Below are 17,247 nucleotides of genomic sequence, written 5' to 3'. Positions count from 1 at the left end.
ATTTAATAATTCCTATAGATTTAGTGAGGATTTTGTTGTCACTAACTTTACCGCGATTTGGGAAACGCGTCTAATAGAGTTTTTCTATTCATCCATGCAATTCATCAATAGGACAATTCACGGCCGAGCTCCAGCAAGGAGTCCAGAAACTCATTGTTCTGCCCTTTCAAGGAGATGAGATGGGTCTGCAGGGAAATGCCTGCCGTCTCGGCAATATCTACGGGAATCAGGCTTCCCTCGGCTACCTCCTGCTGAGCGCATAGACCCGGAAGAAAGCAGATGCCCACCCGCCCCAGCACAAGCTTCTTCGCCGTCTCGGAATTATCGACCTGGAACACGATATTCGGCGGCTGTTCCAGACTCTCGAATACCCGGTGAATCCGCAGCCAATCCAGCGAGCCGCATTCGAAGAAGACCAGCGTCTCGTGCCGGATATCCCGAATGGAGGCTCTCCCGGCAGCAGCAAGCGGATGATCCTTATATACATAGAGGCGGATGGGATCTTCAAAGAACGGATAGGATTGAAACGCCGGATTCATCAGCTTGCGGACGAAGGCCAGATCGATGTCCTTGGACGAGAGCTTGCCGGCCAGCTCTTCCGTGGGGCCGGTCGTCAGCTTGAAGTTCATCTCGGGAAACCGGCGGTTGAGCACTATAAGCAGATAGGGCATTAAGTAATTAGATACCGAAACCGTGCTTCCGATTCTGAGCTCATTGGGCATGGACGCTTTGGATTGAAGATGGTGTTTCCCTTTTTGGAAGGTTTGGAGGATCTGCTGGGCATAGGGAAGGAATTGTTTACCTTTGTCGGTCAGATGAATCTGTTTGCCCAAACGGTCGAACAGCCTGCAGTCGAGTTCCCTCTCCAGCGACTGGATGCGTGCAGTCACCGTCGGCTGGGATAGAAACAGAACGTCTGCCGCCTTGTTAAAGCTGCCATAGTGGTTGATGTAGACAAAAGCCTCGATGTTTTCAATGTTCAAGCTAACACCTCCGGGAACATAATTATACTCACTATTCCAATGAATATAGATGGTTTAAAAACTGCGATTTCCTTATAAATTATCCTTATCTTAGGCAGTTGACAAATTATTGTCAAACCAAATATGCTTATAGATTTTTTTAATGAAAGCATTAATATTTTTGTTTTCCAATGTGTTTAATCGGAATAAACTGCTATACTAATCTCACCTTATCAGGATATAGCCGTATCCTCTAAAGTTTAAATGACCGAAAAAAGGAGTGGTAACGTTGAATACAATCCAAGAAGTGATCGTACGGGATGCATATGAGTGGGAACGCGAGGCTATTGCCGCTGTGATGCTGGAATCCTATCAGCAGTACGCCTTCGATCTGTCTGCGGAGCGATGGGAGGAATATCGGGATTCCATTAGGAGTTCGGCGTACAGCGATGCGCCCTATGCCCGGATCGTCGCCGAGCTTGGCGGGGAAATCGTTGGCAGCGTCCAGCTCTTCCTCTCCTCGGAGGCCGCTTACGGAAAACCGGAGATGAGGATTCACTCGCCTATTATCCGCTTACTTGCCGTATCTCCGGGTTCCCGGGGACGCGGGATCGCCACGCTGCTGATTCAAGAGGCTGCCCGCAGATCGATCCAGCTTGGCGCAACCACGCTAAATCTCCATACTTCCGACATGATGGCCTCTGCGGTGAAGTTATATGAGCGGCTCGGATTTGAGCGGGCTTATGAAACGGATACGTCTAACGGCGAGCACCTTGTCAAAGGATACCGGATCAAACTGCCCGGCTCCCTGCTGCTGCATAGCGCCGTGTGAAAAATAGGGGCCCCTAGTTACTTGCTCCGGCTTTGCTTCCTACGTTTTGTTCAACCTGGAATTAGGCATAGTACCAGCACTGTTGACCAGTAAGTCAATCCACCTGTACTGTAAGCCATATTTATTAAATTCTTAAATATCTAGCCCAAAAGACATGCCATATACTAAGGTCAACACTTTACACGAACAAAAATCCCTTCTAAACGTTGGGCCAATGGTTCGTAACGATTTCATTAGATCTACTTAAAAGCCTTGAAAACTCCTAATTCCTTGCCATAAGAAGACCCGCCCTCAGCAAACTGGGCGGGTTCGATCATGAATGGAAGCAAGATCCTCGGGATGTTCCATGATGTATACCTCATACAGTGCGGGATCCAGTATTTTTCGCATAAGATGTATTACGCCGTCGCCGTTCTTGGGGTCGAAGTCCAGTATTGAAGCATAACCGTTGCGCCGATACATGTCAGCCAGCCAGGGATGCCGCGCGGCTGTCGCTAAAGTAACCGCAGGTGCTCCATGTTGTCCGAGAAGGACGGACCGTTCGACCCAATCCATTAACTTCGACCCAAGTCCTCTCGCTTGGAGCAAGGGATCCACCGCAAACCATTTAATGAAAGGCAGGGCCGTCACGTCCCGAACCTCTCCTTCCAGCGAATAGGTGAGCGTCGCCGCGATTTCACCGTCCTGCTCTAAGACATAACATTCATTGCGCTGGATATTGGACGCAACGAGTTCCGCTGTGGCGTTGGCGGCAGGCCATTTCAGTTCCAACTTCCGAATCGGTTCATAGGCACGGAAAAGGATATCCCTTACCGTCGCAGCATCCTCCGCAGCTGCCAACCGTATGGTATCACTCATCGAATATACCCCCTTCCATTCTTTCATGATAATATTTCGACAGGAGCGGCTTCCGGGCTTGCGTATTTGCCCTCCCACAAATGGCATCGTACGGCGTGACCTTCCCCGACGCCGGACCACCCCGGCATTTCAGACTCGCAGCGTTCGAAAGCATGCAGGCACCGTGACCGGAACGGGCACCCGCTGATATGAGCCGTTGGATCCGGCAAGTCTCCGCTAAGAATGATCTGCTCCCGCTTGGCACCGCCCCGTTCCGCCGGGATTGACGATACCAGCGCTTGCGTGTAAGGATGGAGCGGCCTGTCATACAGATCGTGCACATCCGCAATCTCCACAATGTTCCCCAGATACATCACGGCGACCCGGTCACTAACATAATGAACCACATTCAGATCATGGGAAATAAACAGGTAGGTTAAGGACAGTTCATGCTGCAGGGATTTCAGCAGATTCAAAATTTGAGCCTGAACGGAAACGTCCAGGGCGGACACGGGCTCATCCAGCACAACAAATTCCGGATTCATCATGAGGGCTCGCGCAATGCCAACCCTCTGACGCTGGCCGCCGCTTAGTTCATGGGGATACCGGTTCCTATACGAGGCGTTCAGGCCAATCCGGTCCAGCATCTCCAGCACATCGCGCTTACGCTTCAATCGGTTGCCCAGCCGATTGTACTTCAGCGGCTCCTCCAATAAGCGCCCAACGGTAAATCTCGGATTCAGCGAAGTGTACGGATCCTGAAACACATACTGGATTTCCTGACGCAGCTGTCGTAATGTCCTTCCCGCCGCATCTGTGATATCACTTCCTTTATAGTGAAGCTCTCCGGCACTCGGCTCAAGAAGGCGTGCTGTCATCTGTCCAACGGTGGACTTGCCGCAGCCGCTCTCGCCGACAAGTCCAAGAGTCTCTCCCCTCCTGATGGACAGCGAGACTCCGCGAACCGCCCGGAACTTCTTGCTGCCGGGCCAGGACTGCTGCGAGTAGGACTTCTCTATGTTTCTAAGCTCTAACAGCGGTGCTTCATACGACAGCATTAGCGTTCACCTCCTCGAGCAGGAAACAAGCAGCCGTATGCTGCTTCCCGACTTGGATAAGCGGAGGCTGCTCCTGCCGGCAGCGGTCGGTTGCGTATTCGCACCGGGAAGCGAACCGGCAGCCGGCTCCTCTTTCATGGAGGGCTGGGACGGTGCCGGGTATGGAGTACAGTCGATTGCCCTTTTTCCCGGGAGTCGGAATGGAATTGAGCAGACCTATCGTATACGGATGGCGGGGGTGATCAAAGATCTCCGATGCCGTTCCATGCTCCACCACTTTGCCGGCGTACATGACGATAATGCGATCGCACATATCGGCGATCATGCCGAGATCATGGGAAATGAGCAGAATCGCCGTACCGTCATCCTCGCGGATGCTGCGCATCAAGTCCAGAATCTGGGCCTGGATTGTAACATCCAGCGCTGTCGTCGGCTCATCCGCAATCAAGAGACCCGGGTTGCAGGAAATGGCGATCGCGATCATGACACGCTGCCGCATGCCACCCGACAGCTGATACGGATATTCGTGCAGCAGTTTTTCCGGCCGGGGAAGTCCCACCTTGCGAAACAGCATAATTGCGCGCTCCCGTGCCTCGCTCTTGGAACAGCCCAGATGGAGTCTCAGGCTCTCCGTCACCTGATAACCGACCGTCAAGCCATGGTTTAAGGAGCTCATCGGGTCCTGGAATACCATCGATATTTCCTTCCCTCGAACCCTTTGCAGCCTGCGGTTGTCATAAGCGTGAAGCGGCAGCTTATCCTTGTACCACAGTTCACCTCCGCCGATCCGCATAGCCGGAGGAAGTAAACCCAGCACGGAAAGTGACAGTATGCTTTTGCCGCAGCCCGATTCGCCGACAACGCCCACGATCTCTCCTTTTCCGATCTGAAGGGACACGTCCTCCAGCACATTCACGGCCGTCCTGCGGGACGTTTGCAATTCGATCCTCAAATTGCGGATATCAATAACCTGTTCGTCCGGTTTGGTTCCCAGTTCCATGCCAATCACCTCTATCCTCTCTTATCCCGGACATCGCGGACCCCGTCGCTTAGGAGATTAAAACCGAGCACGGTCAGCGTGATTATCAGCCCCGGTGCGAGGGTAAACCACGGTGCCTTGCCCAGAAAACTCTGCGATTCGTTCAGCATTCTTCCCCAGCTTGGGTCCGGCGGCTGCACGCCTAGTCCCAAATAACTGAGCGCGGCTTCCACCAGAATCGCGGTCGAGAAGCTTAAAGCTGCCGTAGTGACGATAGAGGACGCTATATTGGGAAGAATCTGAATGAAAATAATGTTCATGTGACCTGCGCCGATGCCTCTTGCAGCCTTCACATATTCCGCTTCGCGATGCTGCAGCACCCCGCTGCGAATGACCCGCGCAAACGACGGAATGGATAATATTCCGATGGCCAGCATCGTCTGGAACATGCTGGGCTGGTAAATCGTGACGAGTAGCAAAGCGATGAGTATGCCGGGGAATGCAAGCAATGCATCGGTCCCCCGCATGAGGAGCTCATCCAGCCATTTGCCCGCGTAACCGGCCAGGGTTCCGATGATTAATCCTCCGGTCAACCCGATTCCGACGGATACGGCTCCAACCATAAACGCGGTCTGAGCTCCGACCATGACGCGGCTAAGCACGTCTCTTCCGAAGTTGTCGGTTCCCAGCCAATGATTCCAGCTCGGCCCTTGCAGCCGATCCGCAATCTTCATGACGTTGACGGCGTGCGGGGTATAAAACAGGCTGATCAGCATGATTGCAAGCAGCAACGATACAAACGTCATCCCCAGCACCAAACTTAAGCTGTATTTTCTATTCATCATAGCTTCGCTCCTACTTTAATCGGATTTGCGGATCCAGCCAGCGGTAGGACAGATCAACCAAGAAATTAATCGTAATGACGGTAAAGGCAATGATCAGTACCAACCCTTGCACCAGCGGATAGTCGCGGTTTCCAATGGCCGTTATGAGCAGGCTGCCGAAGCCCGGGAGCGTAAATACCTGCTCAATGACCAGGCTGCCGGCGAGCAGCTCGCCAAAATGAATGCCGATAATCGTAATGACGGGCAGCAGCGCATTCTTCAGCACATGCCGGTAATGAACGTCTTTCTCAGGCAGCCCTTTGCTTCGAGCAGTCCTTACATAATCCAGGTTCAGCTGCTCCAGCATCGTCGTCCGCAAGTACCGCACCACGATAGCAATCTGCGGAATCGCGAGCGCGATGGCGGGAAGCAGCAAGGATCTGAGGGCTAATAGCGGACTCTCCGACCATCCGACGTACGTGCTGACCGACACCCATTTGAGGGTAAGGCCGAAGACTAAAATCAGAATGATCCCCATCCAGAACGAAGGAACGGCTAGACCGATCTGGGTACCTATCGATACAACCATATCCACGAGCTTGCCCTTGGTCCGGGCTGCCAGTATGCCCAGCGGTATGGCTACGCATACCGTAATAACCATAGCCAGCACAGCCAGGGAAAACGTGACCGGCAGACGGGCTGCAATTAAATCCAGAACCGGCTCGGAGAACCTTAAGGATTCCCCGAAGTCCAATATCGCAATGCCCTGAATCCAGTCGATAAATTGCTCGCCAAGCGGGCGATCCGTGCCGAGCTTCGCCTCCAGCATCGCAATTTGCTCATCCGTGGCCTCTACGCCAAGAATGGTAAGTGCCGGATTGCCGGGAATGATGCGGAACACGGAGAAGGTCAGCACCACAATAAACAGCATCGTCAGCAGCAGCGTGAACGTTCGTCTTGCATAGTAGTTCATCCGGGCACCTCCAGCCCCCTATTCCGTGAAGTAGACACTCGACAGATCTTGGACATAGAGCGGATACTGCTTGTAACCCGCAAGTTTCTTATTGAGCGCCACATTGGAATTCGGGTCCATGATGTAAATCGCAGCAGCATCTTCGGCTAGAATTTGTTGGGCTTTCTTATACAGCTCCACCCGTTTCGCATCATCCACTTCGGTTACCGCCGAACCGAGGACAGTATCGAATTCAGGGTTGTTATAATTGAAGAAATTGTTGGATGCATCGGAAATATATTTGTTCAGAATCTGATACGGATCCAGCTTGCCGTCAAGGCCAATGATCGTCAGCTCATAATCGCGGCCCTTATAGATCCGTTCGAGCCATACGGCCCACTCCACCGGTTCGATTTTGACTTTCACGCCGATCTGCTCCAGCTGCGCAGCGACGACCTGGGCCGTATCCACATGGAACTGGTAATTGGAAGGCACGGAGAGCGTTGTCTCAAACCCGTTCGGATAACCCGCTTCGGCAAGCAAAGCCTTGGCTTTCTCCAGATCGGTGGCATATTGATCTTCGAGACCTTCCTGATAATATTTTGCAAGCACGGGGCTCAGGTTCGAACCGATCTTCGTACCGTAACCGAGCGCAACCCCTTGAATGATTTCATCTTTGTTGATGGCATAATTCAAAGCCTGGCGCACTTTAATGTCACTGAACGGTTTCTTGGCGTTATTGAAGGCAACCAGCTGCACCAGATTTTGCGGCGCGCTCAGGGTGGTATAGTCGTTGGCTATCTCCTCCAGCCGCTCCGTCCCGATCCGCGGGAATACATCCACTTCTCCGGATTTCAAAGCCAGCAGTCCTGCTTCCGCATCCGTAATGATCCGGAATTCGACCTTGTCGAGCGAAGGCACATCCTTCACATAATAATCCGGGAACTTCTCGACAACGAGCCGCTGTCCGGGCAAGTACTCCTTAAACTTGAAAGGTCCTGTGCCAATCGGGTTCTTGTTGCTGTCTTCATACCCCTTCGGAATGACCGCAGAGGTCAATGCCGTCAAAAAGGAGGAGCTGTTCTGCTTCAATTGGATCTCGATCGTGGAAGCGTCCTTGGCCTCAATCGACTGAACGTCCTCGAAAGCCGACTGCAGCGGTTTTCCTGTATCCAGCCCAGCCAAGCGGGAATAAGAATACGCCACATCCTCTGCGGTTACCGGGTTCCCATTATGGAATTTTACCCCGCTTCGCAGCTTGAACGTATAGATCAGACCGTCATCCGACACTTCGTAAGATTCCGCAATAGCCGGATAAAGCTCGCCCTCCTCGTTTGGCTTCAGCAGCCCTTCGAACACATTAAACAGCACTTCATTCGTGCCAGCTGCCACCGCCAGGTGAGGATCGAGGAAATCAAGATCCTGCAAAATAATAACGACAACGTCGCCGCCCTGCACCTTGGCTCCGGCGGACTGCTCCGTCTTGATTTCCGGTGCCGGCGCAGATGACGTGTTGGCAACGCCGTCGCCGCCTCCATTGGTTCCCCCCTCTGGACTGCTGGTTGGAGCGGCAGCGTTGTTATTGCCGCAAGCGGCCGTAAACAGAATCAATAAAGCCATCGTTAAAATACCCATGCCATGACGCAATCTACGATTTTTTCTCATAGGTATGACCCCTCCCTTTCTAATTTAAGAGATGATTTTGGATGAAACGGATAATCGCTGCGGAAGCTCTTGTATGGATGAAATCAGCTGGACCGAATCCAGCTCCTCGATCCCCAGCGTACCGAACCGGTTGATCAGGTAACTCTGCATGCCCGCCCGCTCACTCCCGATGACGTCATCGTAATAATTATCACCGACGTACAGGCTTTCCTCGGGGGATATCCCGGCGCGCTCCAGCGCTAACTGAAATATTGCCCGATCGGGCTTCTCGATCCCCACTTCCGAAGAGATCACGATCTCATCAAGGAGCGGCAGCAAGCCATTTCTCTCCAGTACATCCCTTGCGGTATAATCCCAATTGCTGATAAGGCCCACCCCGTAGGAGTGCTCTTTCAAGTTCTCCAGTATGGGGAGGGTAAATGGAAACGAACGCCAGCCGACGCACTCCAGCTCCCGCTGAATCTCCAAAATCCGCCGGTATTGCTGCGTCAGATCAAAATGCAGGCCCAGCGAGTGATTGAGCACGCCCAAGTACCATGGGAAAAAGGTATCGCGTTCCTTGGCCAGCACCCCCGGGTAATCCCTCATGAAATGTTTATCCGCCAGATGGTACGCCTCTTCGACCCGCTTTTGCGGAATATTCACCCCTTGCTCCGCCAGGTAGCGGACATAAACCTGTTCCCTGTCCTGGTACACTAATGTGTATCCCAGGTCAAACCAAATGAAGTTGATCGCCAAATTCCTTGTACCTCCTTGTCTTATTCATGGATGATCGGCAGCCAAAGCTTCGATGGATGCAGCTCATCATGGTATATCGTCTGAGTCGCCGTCACGAAGTCGGCCTCCGTCGTCTCCCCCGGATTCATCACCCGGTTCGGATTGCGGTCAAAGGTCGGAAACAGCGAGCTTGTGACATGGAGACGGATGCGGTGGCCTGGCCGGAACACGGCTGCCGTCGGCCCAAGCGATATTTCGTATCGATGCACTTCACCCGGCACTACCGCCTCGGGAGCCAATAAACTCTGGCGGTAGCTCGCTCTTACGATGCCCTCCGCGATATTATAGGAACGCCCGTCCGGGTACGCATCGACAAGCTTTGCGACAAAATCCGTATCCTCGGCCGAAGTGGATGCATACAGCTCAACCGTCACCTCCCCGCTAAGAACCAGCTCCTCCTGGAGAGGCTCCGTCGAATAGACCAGCACATCATTCCGAACCTCATTCGGTATCTGATTGCGAGGACCCATCGGCGTTAAATCGGGCACGGCGCCGGATCGGCCGCCGAGTGCGGGCACCGGGATCGAAGGATGGTACACATACGTGTCCGGATACTCCTCAACCGGCGCGCTCGTGGTCAGCGTTCCATCACCATGGATCGAGTTCGCTCTCGACGCGCTGTGAAGATAATAAGCCGTATCCTGAGCATCGACCGGAGGCCACTGCTCCGCTTCGTGCCAGGTATTGCTTCCCATCCGAAAATAGGTGACCGGGGCCAGTTCATGAAGCGGCTCCTTCCCTTTCAGCCAACGCTCAAACCACCGGAGCTGCAGCTGATCTACCCGGTTGGCCGCTTCCGGTCCGAAATCCAGCTCCCCGACATATCTCGACCACGGCATGTGAAACCACGGCTCTATGTACAAATACTGATGTGCCTTTGCGTTCTCCGTGGCCCCCCGCTTACGGACCCCGATGAAGTTCTCGATCGTCCCGTCAATAAAAATGTCGTACCACCCGCCGATATGAAGTGCAGGCACCTCGACCGATTCATACTTTTCCTTCAAGGAAGTAGCCTGCCAATACTCGTCACGGGACGGATGCCTCAGCCATTCCAGATAGTAAGGCGCGAGCTCCTGAACCGGCTCGGGCGGATCGTTCAGCGGCAATCGCTTGTAAAAGGAAAACACGTCCCCGTATAACGCCGACAGCTCGGCGGCCCAGTCCCCGCGTCCGCGGCGAAGCGCGGTGTCCTGGGCCGCGAACAACATCCACGATTGCTGCAAGGCCAGGCTCAGCGCACCGTTTCGGTAGGCTTTGCCCTGATAGGAGTCGGAGCCGATCATAGCAGGTGCGATGCAGGCAAGATGAGGCGGCCTGCTGGTGGCCGCCAGCCACTGCGTGGCACCCGCGTATGAGAATCCGTACATGCCGACCTTCGGTATGGCGTACGGAAGTGAGGCTGCCCACTCAATGGTGTCATAGCCGTCCTCCGCCTCATGTATGTATGGATGAAACTCTCCCTCCGAGGACCATCGGCCTCTGGCATCCTGCACGACCACCACATACCCGTGCCGGGCATACCAGCTCGGATGCGCGTAATTCATCGTCTGCGCATCCTCCCTGTTGTACGGAGTTCGCAGCAGCAGCACAGGATAAGACTTGTCATCATTGGGCCGGTAAACATCCGCATACAGCCGGACGCCGTCCCGCATCGGAACGGGAATGCCCCGTTCCGTTCGGATTGAATCTTGAATGGACATCGATATTTCACCTTTCGACAGAAAATAAGGATAAAAAAAGAGATGCCGCGCTAATCTTCCGATTAGCAGCAGACATCTCCAGTTGACTGGTAAATGGCATTATTCCGACAATAAAAATTGGTTTTGTGTGATATCGTAACGCAGTTTGTACGTCTCGTCAATAACCTATTTTCGCTGGGGGATTTCCTCAAGTCAGCGATTCATATACTGAGAAAGTTACGGGTTGACAACGGCGGCATTGCTTATTAACATTCAGTTAAGCTTGTATAGTTCATTATTCCGATCTTGATAATGCAAGATTTAAGTCTACCAGTCAACTGGAGACACTTTTCCCCGATCCTTTGGAGGAAAGTGTCTTTTTTTATTCATCCATAAGGAGTGAAGACCGTGACACGGAAGAAAGAAATCAAATTATCGGCTTACCTTGTAGGCACCGGCATGCATGCCTCTTCTTGGCGGCGCGACGATGCAATGCCCGGGGCAAGCATCGACATCGATTATTACCGAACACTTGCCCAAACTGCGGAACGGGGCAAATTCGACATGGTGTTTCTCGCCGACAGTCTGGCCATTAACGAAGAGTCTCATCCCAACATCCTGAACCGGTTCGAGCCTATCACACTGATCTCCGCCCTGGCGGGCGCGACCTCCCGCATCGGGCTGGTCGCTACGGCTTCCACCTCTTACGTGGAGCCCTTCAACTTGGCGCGCCAGCTGATGTCAGCAGACCATATCAGCAAGGGGCGGGTAGGCTGGAACATTGTTACGACCCGGGACTTATCCGGCAATACGGCACGGAACTTCGGCGCTGCCGAGCATTATGAGCTGGAGCATCGCTACCTTAGAGCCGCCGAGTTCGTAGATGTCGTTCGCGGCCTCTGGGATTCTTGGGAGGATGACGCCTTTGTCTTCGACAAGTATTCCGGACGCTTCTTCGAGCCGGATAAGCTTCATCGCCTTCAACATCGGGGCGAATTCTTCTCCGTGGAGGGGCCACTTAACATCGCACGCTCCCCACAGGGGCAGCCGGTTCTGGTCCAAGCCGGCAATTCCGCCGCAGGTCAGCAGTTTGCCGCAAACGTGGGCGAAGTGATTTTCGCGATTAAATACAATTTCGAAGATGCGCGGGAATACTATCAAGCCTTCAAACAGAAGATTGCGGCTGCCGGCAGAAATCCGGACGACGTATCCATTATCCTCGGGATCTCGCCGGTCATCGGCGCGACAGAGAACGATGCGCTGCGCAAGCGCAAGCAGTTTGAGGAGCTGCTTACGGATGAGACGATTCTGGGTTTTCTGGCGGATTATTTTAAGGAAGTCGATTTTACCGGCTTCACGCCTGAAACCACCGCAAAGGAAGCCGGACTGGACATACTGCAGTCGAGGAATCCGGACTATCCCAAACATCAGCCCGTCATTGCAAGGGAGAATCCTACGCTGCGTGAAATCTATTCGCTCATTATCGGCTCCTTCAGCGGGGACCACTTGGTCGGTACGCCGGAGAAAATCGCGAATACCTTGGAACATTGGTTCAAGGAAGGCGCCGCGGATGGCTTCATGCTCTTGGCTCCCGGCCTTCCCGATGGGCTCGAGGATTTTGTGGACGGGGTTGTCCCGCTCCTCCAGGAACGGGGACTGTTCCGGCGGGAATATACCGGAACCACGTTACGGGAGCATTTCGGTCTGCCTATCCCTCCCAACCGCTTCCGTACAGCGTCTGAGGCGCAGGCTGCCAAGCGTTAAGCGATTGTTCGCACTAGAGGTGATCGAAAGAAACTGACAGATAACCTCCATGCCTCGATCGCTGGAGGAGGCATCGCCCAGCAACTAAAGCGCCCTCCCGTATTGAAACGGGGGGCGCTTCTTTGTACCAGGCCAATGTGATGATACCGTGGGCCGTTTCATTTACTCCATCAGAATAGCCGGACTACACCGGCCCCTCTGACGGTCCAATTTCATCTTCGTGAATAAGAAGCCAGTCAGCTTACGGACTGGCTTCGATCAGCTTCTTATGATTGCAGCGTTCCCGCTGGTTTCCCGGCTAAACTTCCGGCCTTCTGCAAGGCCTGCTCCAAATCGTCAATAAGATCCAGCGGATCCTCGATGCCGACGGACAGTCGGATCAGATCCGGCGTTATGCCGCCGGAGAGCTGCTGCTCCGGCGACAGCTGGGCATGGGTCGTACTGGCAGGGTGAATGACCAACGACTTGGCATCCGCGACATTGGCCAGATGGGAGAACAGCTCCAGGCTGTCAATAAATCGATTGGCTGCCTCAAACCCGCCTTTTAAGCCGAAGGTAAAAATAGAACCTGCACCTTTCGGGAAGTAGGTTTGACCCAGTTCATAGTAAGGGCTTGATGCAAGTCCCGGGTAATTGATCCAGGCCACTTCGGGATGCTCGTTCAGATACTGCACGATGCGATTCGTATTGGACAAATGCTTCTCCAGCCGCAGCGACAGCGTCTCGAGTCCTTGAAGCAGCAAGAAGGAGTTGAACGGGCTGATGGCTGCCCCGATGTCACGCAAAAATTGAACGCGCAGCTTCGTAATATAAGCGGTCTCGCCGAATTTCTCCAGGTACCGGATCCCGTTATAGCTTGGATCAGGCTCTGTAAGTCCCGGGAATTTGCCGCTCTCCCAATCAAACCTGCCGCCGTCCACAATCAGGCCGCCGATGGTGGTGCCATGGCCCCCGATATATTTCGTTGCCGAATGGACAACGATATCGGCGCCATGCTCAATCGGTCTGATCAGATACGGCGTTCCGAAGGTGTTGTCTACGATTAACGGGATTCCGTGTTCATGGGCTATATCCGCAATGCGCCTGAGGTCCGGCACGTTGAGCCCCGGATTTCCAATCGATTCAATGAAAAGGGCTTTCGTATGCTCATTGATGGCACGCCGGAAATTCTCGGGATCATCCGGGCTGACAAACGTCGTCCGGATGCCAAGCTTGGGCAGCGTGACGGCAAGCAAGTTGTAGGTTCCGCCATACAGGGTGTTCGCGGCTACAATCTCATCGCCGGCCCCTGCAATATTAAATATGGAATACGTGACGGCCGTCGAGCCCGAGGCCACAGCGAGCGCGCCAGAGCCACCCTCCAAGGCAGCTATTCGCTGCTCCAGTACCTCATTCGTCGGATTGCTGATTCGGGTATAGGTGTTCCCAGGTTCTTCAAAATTCAGCACAGCACGAGCGTGCTCCGTATTCTTGAATACAAAGGAAGAGCTTTGGTAAATAGGTACCGCTCTTGCGCCCGTCACCGGATCCGCCTCTTGCCCAGCGTGCACTTGCAACGTATCGAATCTCCATTTTTTTGAAAGGTTCTGCTGATCTGTCACATGGTTCATCTCCTTTTTCTCCTATACAAACCAAAAGGAGACTGAAGGCATGGTCCCCTTAGGAACCCCTTCAGTCTCCAGTATTTCTGGTCGACTTACTACACAATACTCATATCCAATTATTCCTACTAATATAGTAGTTATATTGTACTTCCAACCGTACAACGTGTCAATGTGATGCGTTGTGCTTTATGCATATTATTCCGCCGCATCCTCTTCCGTATCTTCTGCAGCCGCAGTCGACTTATCAACGTCATATCCCTGATTGTTAGACGAAAGCTCCATACTCTATTATTCATAACCTTCAGCTGATCCTAAATCGATTTACATGGCATTCTTAATATGATCCCTATCCCTTGACCGCTCCTAAGAAAGCACTCTTCACAAAATACTTCTGGAGAAACGGATAAATACACAGAATGGGCATAGTCGCAATCACGATTGTAGCATATTTGATAGTTTCTCCGATGTTTCGAGCTTCTCCTACACCTGCTCCAAAAGAAATGTTATCCGTCCCGCATGGGTTTGGCTGCTGAAAGTCAATGGCGCACGTACACCTTTTTGCTCCTTGAATGCTATCAACACTTGGTGCCATTCGTCGATCATTGTGGGGACATCCAAATTTAGTTCCTGAAGCCAATCCTTGCGCAGCACCGGACCTGCCCACTGTGTGGTCATGCCACCTTCTTTAAGAAACGGAAATGCATAATAGTCTCCGTTGTCCGTTTTCACCAATTTGTCGATATCGGGATGCTCCTGTAAATACTTTTTCAAGTTCGGCGCATGCCGGTCGATGTGTTCGTTCAGTCTTAAAATATATCCGTCTTTCAAGGCCTTTTCTGGTCCACCTGACATACCATCCAGCCAATTATATTCGATAATGTCGGGTAAATTTCCTGAAGCAAGCATTACGCTGAACGATTCCTTTGCCTGTGTTGCAGACACTTCAGAAAACCGAATCGGTACCCCAATCCGTTGCTGCCATTCCTGATAAAAAGGAATATCGTTAACGCTCGGTTTGAGCGTCGTCTGGCTTTGCAGCCAGTACGTCAGTTCGGCCCCATTTTGGATTGGGTAGACAGCCTGCCCGTCTACCGTTTCACCGTTCGAAGAACTGCTTGCCGATCCGGTGATTTGATCGGAGACTTCATCCCGTCCCGAGCAAGCTGAAATAAGGATCAATATCACAAGCACAAGCAGCAAAATGGCAACTTTTTTTATGGTCAACATATCTGGTTACTTCTTTTGAGCATGGGTTTCATACTTGAAACGATTGGTTCGATTTGATAATATTCATATTAAACAGGGTTGATTAGTCGATATTAATAACAAAAAAAGGGGGATTGAATATGATCGAATACCGCAATAGCGTTTTTCTTTGCACCTCCGAAATCACTCTCGGATTAATAAGTGGAAAATGGAAGCCTTTGATTTTAAGTCATTTATCGAAACAAACCTACCGGTTCAACGAACTTCAGAAGTTGATGCCCGGAGCTACGCAAAAAATGCTGACGGTGCAGTTAAGAGACTTGGAAAACGACGGATTAATCACCCGGAAAGTGTATGCGGTAGTTCCACCAAAGGTCGAATATTCGCTAACCCAATTGGGGGAGGCGCTCATGGTTATATTAATCCAGCTTCGCGACTTTGGGACAGATTATATGCGGCTATTTCCGGACGACGAACTGCCATCCACAATACAAGAGCATGAGGTTAACGGGTAACAACTTAACGAGAATAGCTTCCATTGAGCAGAATTAACCCTCTTAATTTACTACCTGCCAGAAGCGGCGCCCCCACCTCATCGGCTTGTTCGTCAATGATTACAACCACATTTAGCGGAAACAGTTTGCCAAGCAGTGCCCACACAACGAGCGGATTGCCTCCAACCGAAATGTAGTGAACGCCATCTTCATCAAACGTCGCGAGTCCTGTCACCCCCAATATATCCGAAGCAGAGTGTTCGATCCATTCGGAACGGGCCGGCCAGGCTGTACTTTCCGCGGATACGTGGATTTTCTCAGGACGATACATATATCGGTGTCCTCGCATAGCCTGCCCAACATCCACACAATACTCGTAATTCCCATCCGACAATCTCAGATTTAATATAACCCGACCTTGTTCATTTGCTTCGGGTACGATATCTATTTCGTTTTGGAAACTCACTTCATTGTTATTCTGTTGCTCTGATGTACGGGAACCGATCCAACTGCGGGTAACTGCGTAGTAATCCCCCTCAGCATAATCGAAGACAACAGAGTCTGCCTCCGCGTTCTTCTCATACGGCAATAGATGAGCGGGATGCCAGCAAAGTAAGCTTTTTGTGGCGGTAATCGGTTTTCCAATTGCCGCAGGCAGCACCATCCCGAGACGGTATTGGAATCCGTATCCAACCATGGAGAGTTCAGGGCTTAGGAAACTTTGCGCGAAGCGTACAACCTCTTTGTGTGGCATTTGTTTGACCAACAGTTCTGTAAGGAAACGATTCCGCGCCGGCTCGATAAAACGAAGTCCCTTCGCTTGATCCCCCTTCATGATCATAATAGGAACTTCCTCCCAGTTCTCAAAAGGCATCAACGCATCTCTCAGGAGGATAAGTTGGTGCAGATACTCATTAAATAACTGCATGATTTCGGGGCTACCCTCAGGCCCCATTAAAATGCTCACCACCTCTGGCGTCCACCGATGATTGTCACACTGGCTTCTATGAACAAGCTGGAGTAAGGCTTTTTCTCCGTACATCAGCCAAGCCGACTTCTCTAAATAAAATTCTCGAGCCCAGATTGACAATGTGTTTCCGATTTTTTGGGCCTGATCGAGGAACGGGCGTTTCGTTTTATCTTCCGAGGCGATTAAGGCCAACGGCAGCACGGCTTCTCTTCCGGAAACTCCTAAGCTGGATTGGAGATTCCTTAGCAGCGACTCAGCGGCTGCATAGTCCCCAAGCTGTAAGCAAACCGCCTCGAGTAAGGCGCTTGTTTTGCGGACGATATCTTTCGCGCGGTACACTCCTACTGGGAGTTCCCATTGCGGTTTCTCTTGAGAGTCTACAGCACGAAACGTGGTAGTCTCGATATCAATTCGCGACCCAAGTCGCAGGCTGCTATCCTCTATTTTGATCCGATAATCCAACTTAATCTCTCCCTTTCGTTATTTCTGACTCAGTATAAATTCAATTGACATACTTGAAAAGTACGCACTTTTGGGTATGTCAATCTCAATGAAGTGACTTAGTTTCATGAAGGAAACCTTAGTTAACATTAGGATAGAAGATACCCATAAATAGAGGTAGCACGGGTTTACAAGCCTAACAT

The 17,247-nt window shown here is 52.0% G+C and carries 15 protein-coding genes; 3 read left to right on the top strand and 12 right to left on the bottom strand.

Annotated features, from left to right (window positions below; translation table 11 throughout):
* Window positions 1-104 precede the first annotated feature (104 nt).
* Window positions 105-983 (bottom strand): LysR family transcriptional regulator, encoded by an 879-nt coding sequence (locus ABEQ74_RS12395; RefSeq protein ID WP_430122484.1) that lies wholly within the window; start codon window positions 981-983, stop codon window positions 105-107.
* A gap of 268 nt (window positions 984-1,251) precedes the next feature.
* Between ABEQ74_RS12395 and ABEQ74_RS12390 the strand changes: the two genes are divergently transcribed.
* Window positions 1,252-1,794: a GNAT family N-acetyltransferase gene (locus ABEQ74_RS12390; RefSeq protein ID WP_430122483.1), complete on the top strand. Its 543-nt coding sequence runs from the start codon at window positions 1,252-1,254 to the stop codon at window positions 1,792-1,794.
* A 291-nt stretch (window positions 1,795-2,085) separates the two neighbouring features.
* Here the strand turns inward: ABEQ74_RS12390 and ABEQ74_RS12385 are convergent, their stop codons facing one another.
* From ABEQ74_RS12385 to ABEQ74_RS12350, 8 genes are read right to left on the bottom strand one after another with little or no spacing between them, the layout of a single operon-like run.
* Complete coding sequence (locus ABEQ74_RS12385; protein WP_430122482.1) at window positions 2,086-2,652, bottom strand: GNAT family N-acetyltransferase; 567 nt, start codon at window positions 2,650-2,652, stop codon at window positions 2,086-2,088.
* 23 nt (window positions 2,653-2,675) lie between these two features.
* Entirely contained in the window at window positions 2,676-3,689 is a 1,014-nt protein-coding gene (locus ABEQ74_RS12380; RefSeq protein ID WP_430122481.1) for an ABC transporter ATP-binding protein, read from the bottom strand.
* Window positions 3,676-4,689, bottom strand: a complete 1,014-nt coding sequence (locus ABEQ74_RS12375; protein WP_430122480.1) for an ABC transporter ATP-binding protein — start codon at window positions 4,687-4,689, stop codon at window positions 3,676-3,678. The genes ABEQ74_RS12380 and ABEQ74_RS12375 overlap by 14 nt, the downstream gene beginning before the upstream one ends.
* 11 nt (window positions 4,690-4,700) lie before the next feature.
* On the bottom strand, window positions 4,701-5,510 hold the full coding sequence (locus ABEQ74_RS12370; RefSeq protein ID WP_430122573.1) for an ABC transporter permease: 810 nt from the start codon (window positions 5,508-5,510) through the stop codon (window positions 4,701-4,703).
* A gap of 13 nt (window positions 5,511-5,523) precedes the next feature.
* Window positions 5,524-6,465 (bottom strand): ABC transporter permease, encoded by a 942-nt coding sequence (locus ABEQ74_RS12365; protein ID WP_430122479.1) that lies wholly within the window; start codon window positions 6,463-6,465, stop codon window positions 5,524-5,526.
* Window positions 6,466-6,483: 18 nt separating this feature from the next.
* The gene (locus tag ABEQ74_RS12360) at window positions 6,484-8,109 is read right to left on the bottom strand and encodes an ABC transporter substrate-binding protein (RefSeq protein WP_430122478.1); all 1,626 of its coding nucleotides are present in this window, start codon (window positions 8,107-8,109) and stop codon (window positions 6,484-6,486) included.
* Between the two features lie 24 nt (window positions 8,110-8,133).
* Window positions 8,134-8,847, bottom strand: coding sequence for an HAD family hydrolase (locus tag ABEQ74_RS12355; RefSeq protein WP_430122477.1), 714 nt, complete (start codon window positions 8,845-8,847; stop codon window positions 8,134-8,136).
* A 20-nt stretch (window positions 8,848-8,867) separates the two neighbouring features.
* Complete coding sequence (locus ABEQ74_RS12350; RefSeq protein ID WP_430122476.1) at window positions 8,868-10,586, bottom strand: CocE/NonD family hydrolase; 1,719 nt, start codon at window positions 10,584-10,586, stop codon at window positions 8,868-8,870.
* Window positions 10,587-10,973: 387 nt separating this feature from the next.
* Between ABEQ74_RS12350 and ABEQ74_RS12345 the strand changes: the two genes are divergently transcribed.
* Window positions 10,974-12,329, top strand: coding sequence for an LLM class flavin-dependent oxidoreductase (locus ABEQ74_RS12345; protein ID WP_430122475.1), 1,356 nt, complete (start codon window positions 10,974-10,976; stop codon window positions 12,327-12,329).
* Between the two features lie 266 nt (window positions 12,330-12,595).
* Here the strand turns inward: ABEQ74_RS12345 and ABEQ74_RS12340 are convergent, their stop codons facing one another.
* The gene (locus ABEQ74_RS12340; RefSeq protein ID WP_430122474.1) at window positions 12,596-13,939 is read right to left on the bottom strand and encodes an O-acetylhomoserine aminocarboxypropyltransferase/cysteine synthase family protein; all 1,344 of its coding nucleotides are present in this window, start codon (window positions 13,937-13,939) and stop codon (window positions 12,596-12,598) included.
* A gap of 474 nt (window positions 13,940-14,413) precedes the next feature.
* A complete protein-coding gene (locus ABEQ74_RS12335) occupies window positions 14,414-15,160 on the bottom strand; it encodes a hypothetical protein (protein WP_430122473.1) in 747 nt (248 codons plus the stop codon).
* Between the two features lie 119 nt (window positions 15,161-15,279).
* On the opposite strand from ABEQ74_RS12335, the gene ABEQ74_RS12330 reads away from it, so the two are divergent.
* The gene (locus tag ABEQ74_RS12330; RefSeq protein ID WP_430122472.1) at window positions 15,280-15,654 is read left to right on the top strand and encodes a winged helix-turn-helix transcriptional regulator; all 375 of its coding nucleotides are present in this window, start codon (window positions 15,280-15,282) and stop codon (window positions 15,652-15,654) included.
* Between the two features lie 4 nt (window positions 15,655-15,658).
* Here ABEQ74_RS12330 and ABEQ74_RS12325 read toward each other — a convergent pair whose 3' ends face one another.
* Window positions 15,659-17,065 (bottom strand): hypothetical protein, encoded by a 1,407-nt coding sequence (locus ABEQ74_RS12325; RefSeq protein WP_430122471.1) that lies wholly within the window; start codon window positions 17,063-17,065, stop codon window positions 15,659-15,661.
* Window positions 17,066-17,247 lie beyond the last annotated feature (182 nt).

The organism is Paenibacillus solani, from assembly GCF_050475945.1.
GTDB lineage: Bacteria > Bacillota > Bacilli > Paenibacillales > Paenibacillaceae > Paenibacillus_AQ > Paenibacillus_AQ solani_A.
This window is presented reverse-complemented; position numbering and strand designations above follow the sequence as displayed.

Bases quoted from the DNA above. Each gene is read 5' to 3' on its own strand.
- ABEQ74_RS12375 (WP_430122480.1), bottom strand. From the start codon at position 4,689: ATGGAACTGGGAACCAAACCGGACGAACAGGTTATTGATATCCGCAAT.
- ABEQ74_RS12335 (WP_430122473.1), bottom strand. From the start codon at position 15,160: ATGTTGACCATAAAAAAAGTTGCCATTTTGCTGCTTGTGCTTGTGATA.
- ABEQ74_RS12360 (WP_430122478.1), bottom strand. From the start codon at position 8,109: ATGAGAAAAAATCGTAGATTGCGTCATGGCATGGGTATTTTAACGATG.
- ABEQ74_RS12365 (WP_430122479.1), bottom strand. From the start codon at position 6,465: ATGAACTACTATGCAAGACGAACGTTCACGCTGCTGCTGACGATGCTG.
- ABEQ74_RS12380 (WP_430122481.1), bottom strand. From the start codon at position 3,689: ATGCTGTCGTATGAAGCACCGCTGTTAGAGCTTAGAAACATAGAGAAG.
- ABEQ74_RS12340 (WP_430122474.1), bottom strand. From the start codon at position 13,939: ATGAACCATGTGACAGATCAGCAGAACCTTTCAAAAAAATGGAGATTC.
- ABEQ74_RS12350 (WP_430122476.1), bottom strand. From the start codon at position 10,586: ATGTCCATTCAAGATTCAATCCGAACGGAACGGGGCATTCCCGTTCCG.
- ABEQ74_RS12330 (WP_430122472.1), top strand. From the start codon at position 15,280: ATGATCGAATACCGCAATAGCGTTTTTCTTTGCACCTCCGAAATCACT.
- ABEQ74_RS12385 (WP_430122482.1), bottom strand. From the start codon at position 2,652: ATGAGTGATACCATACGGTTGGCAGCTGCGGAGGATGCTGCGACGGTA.
- ABEQ74_RS12370 (WP_430122573.1), bottom strand. From the start codon at position 5,510: ATGAATAGAAAATACAGCTTAAGTTTGGTGCTGGGGATGACGTTTGTA.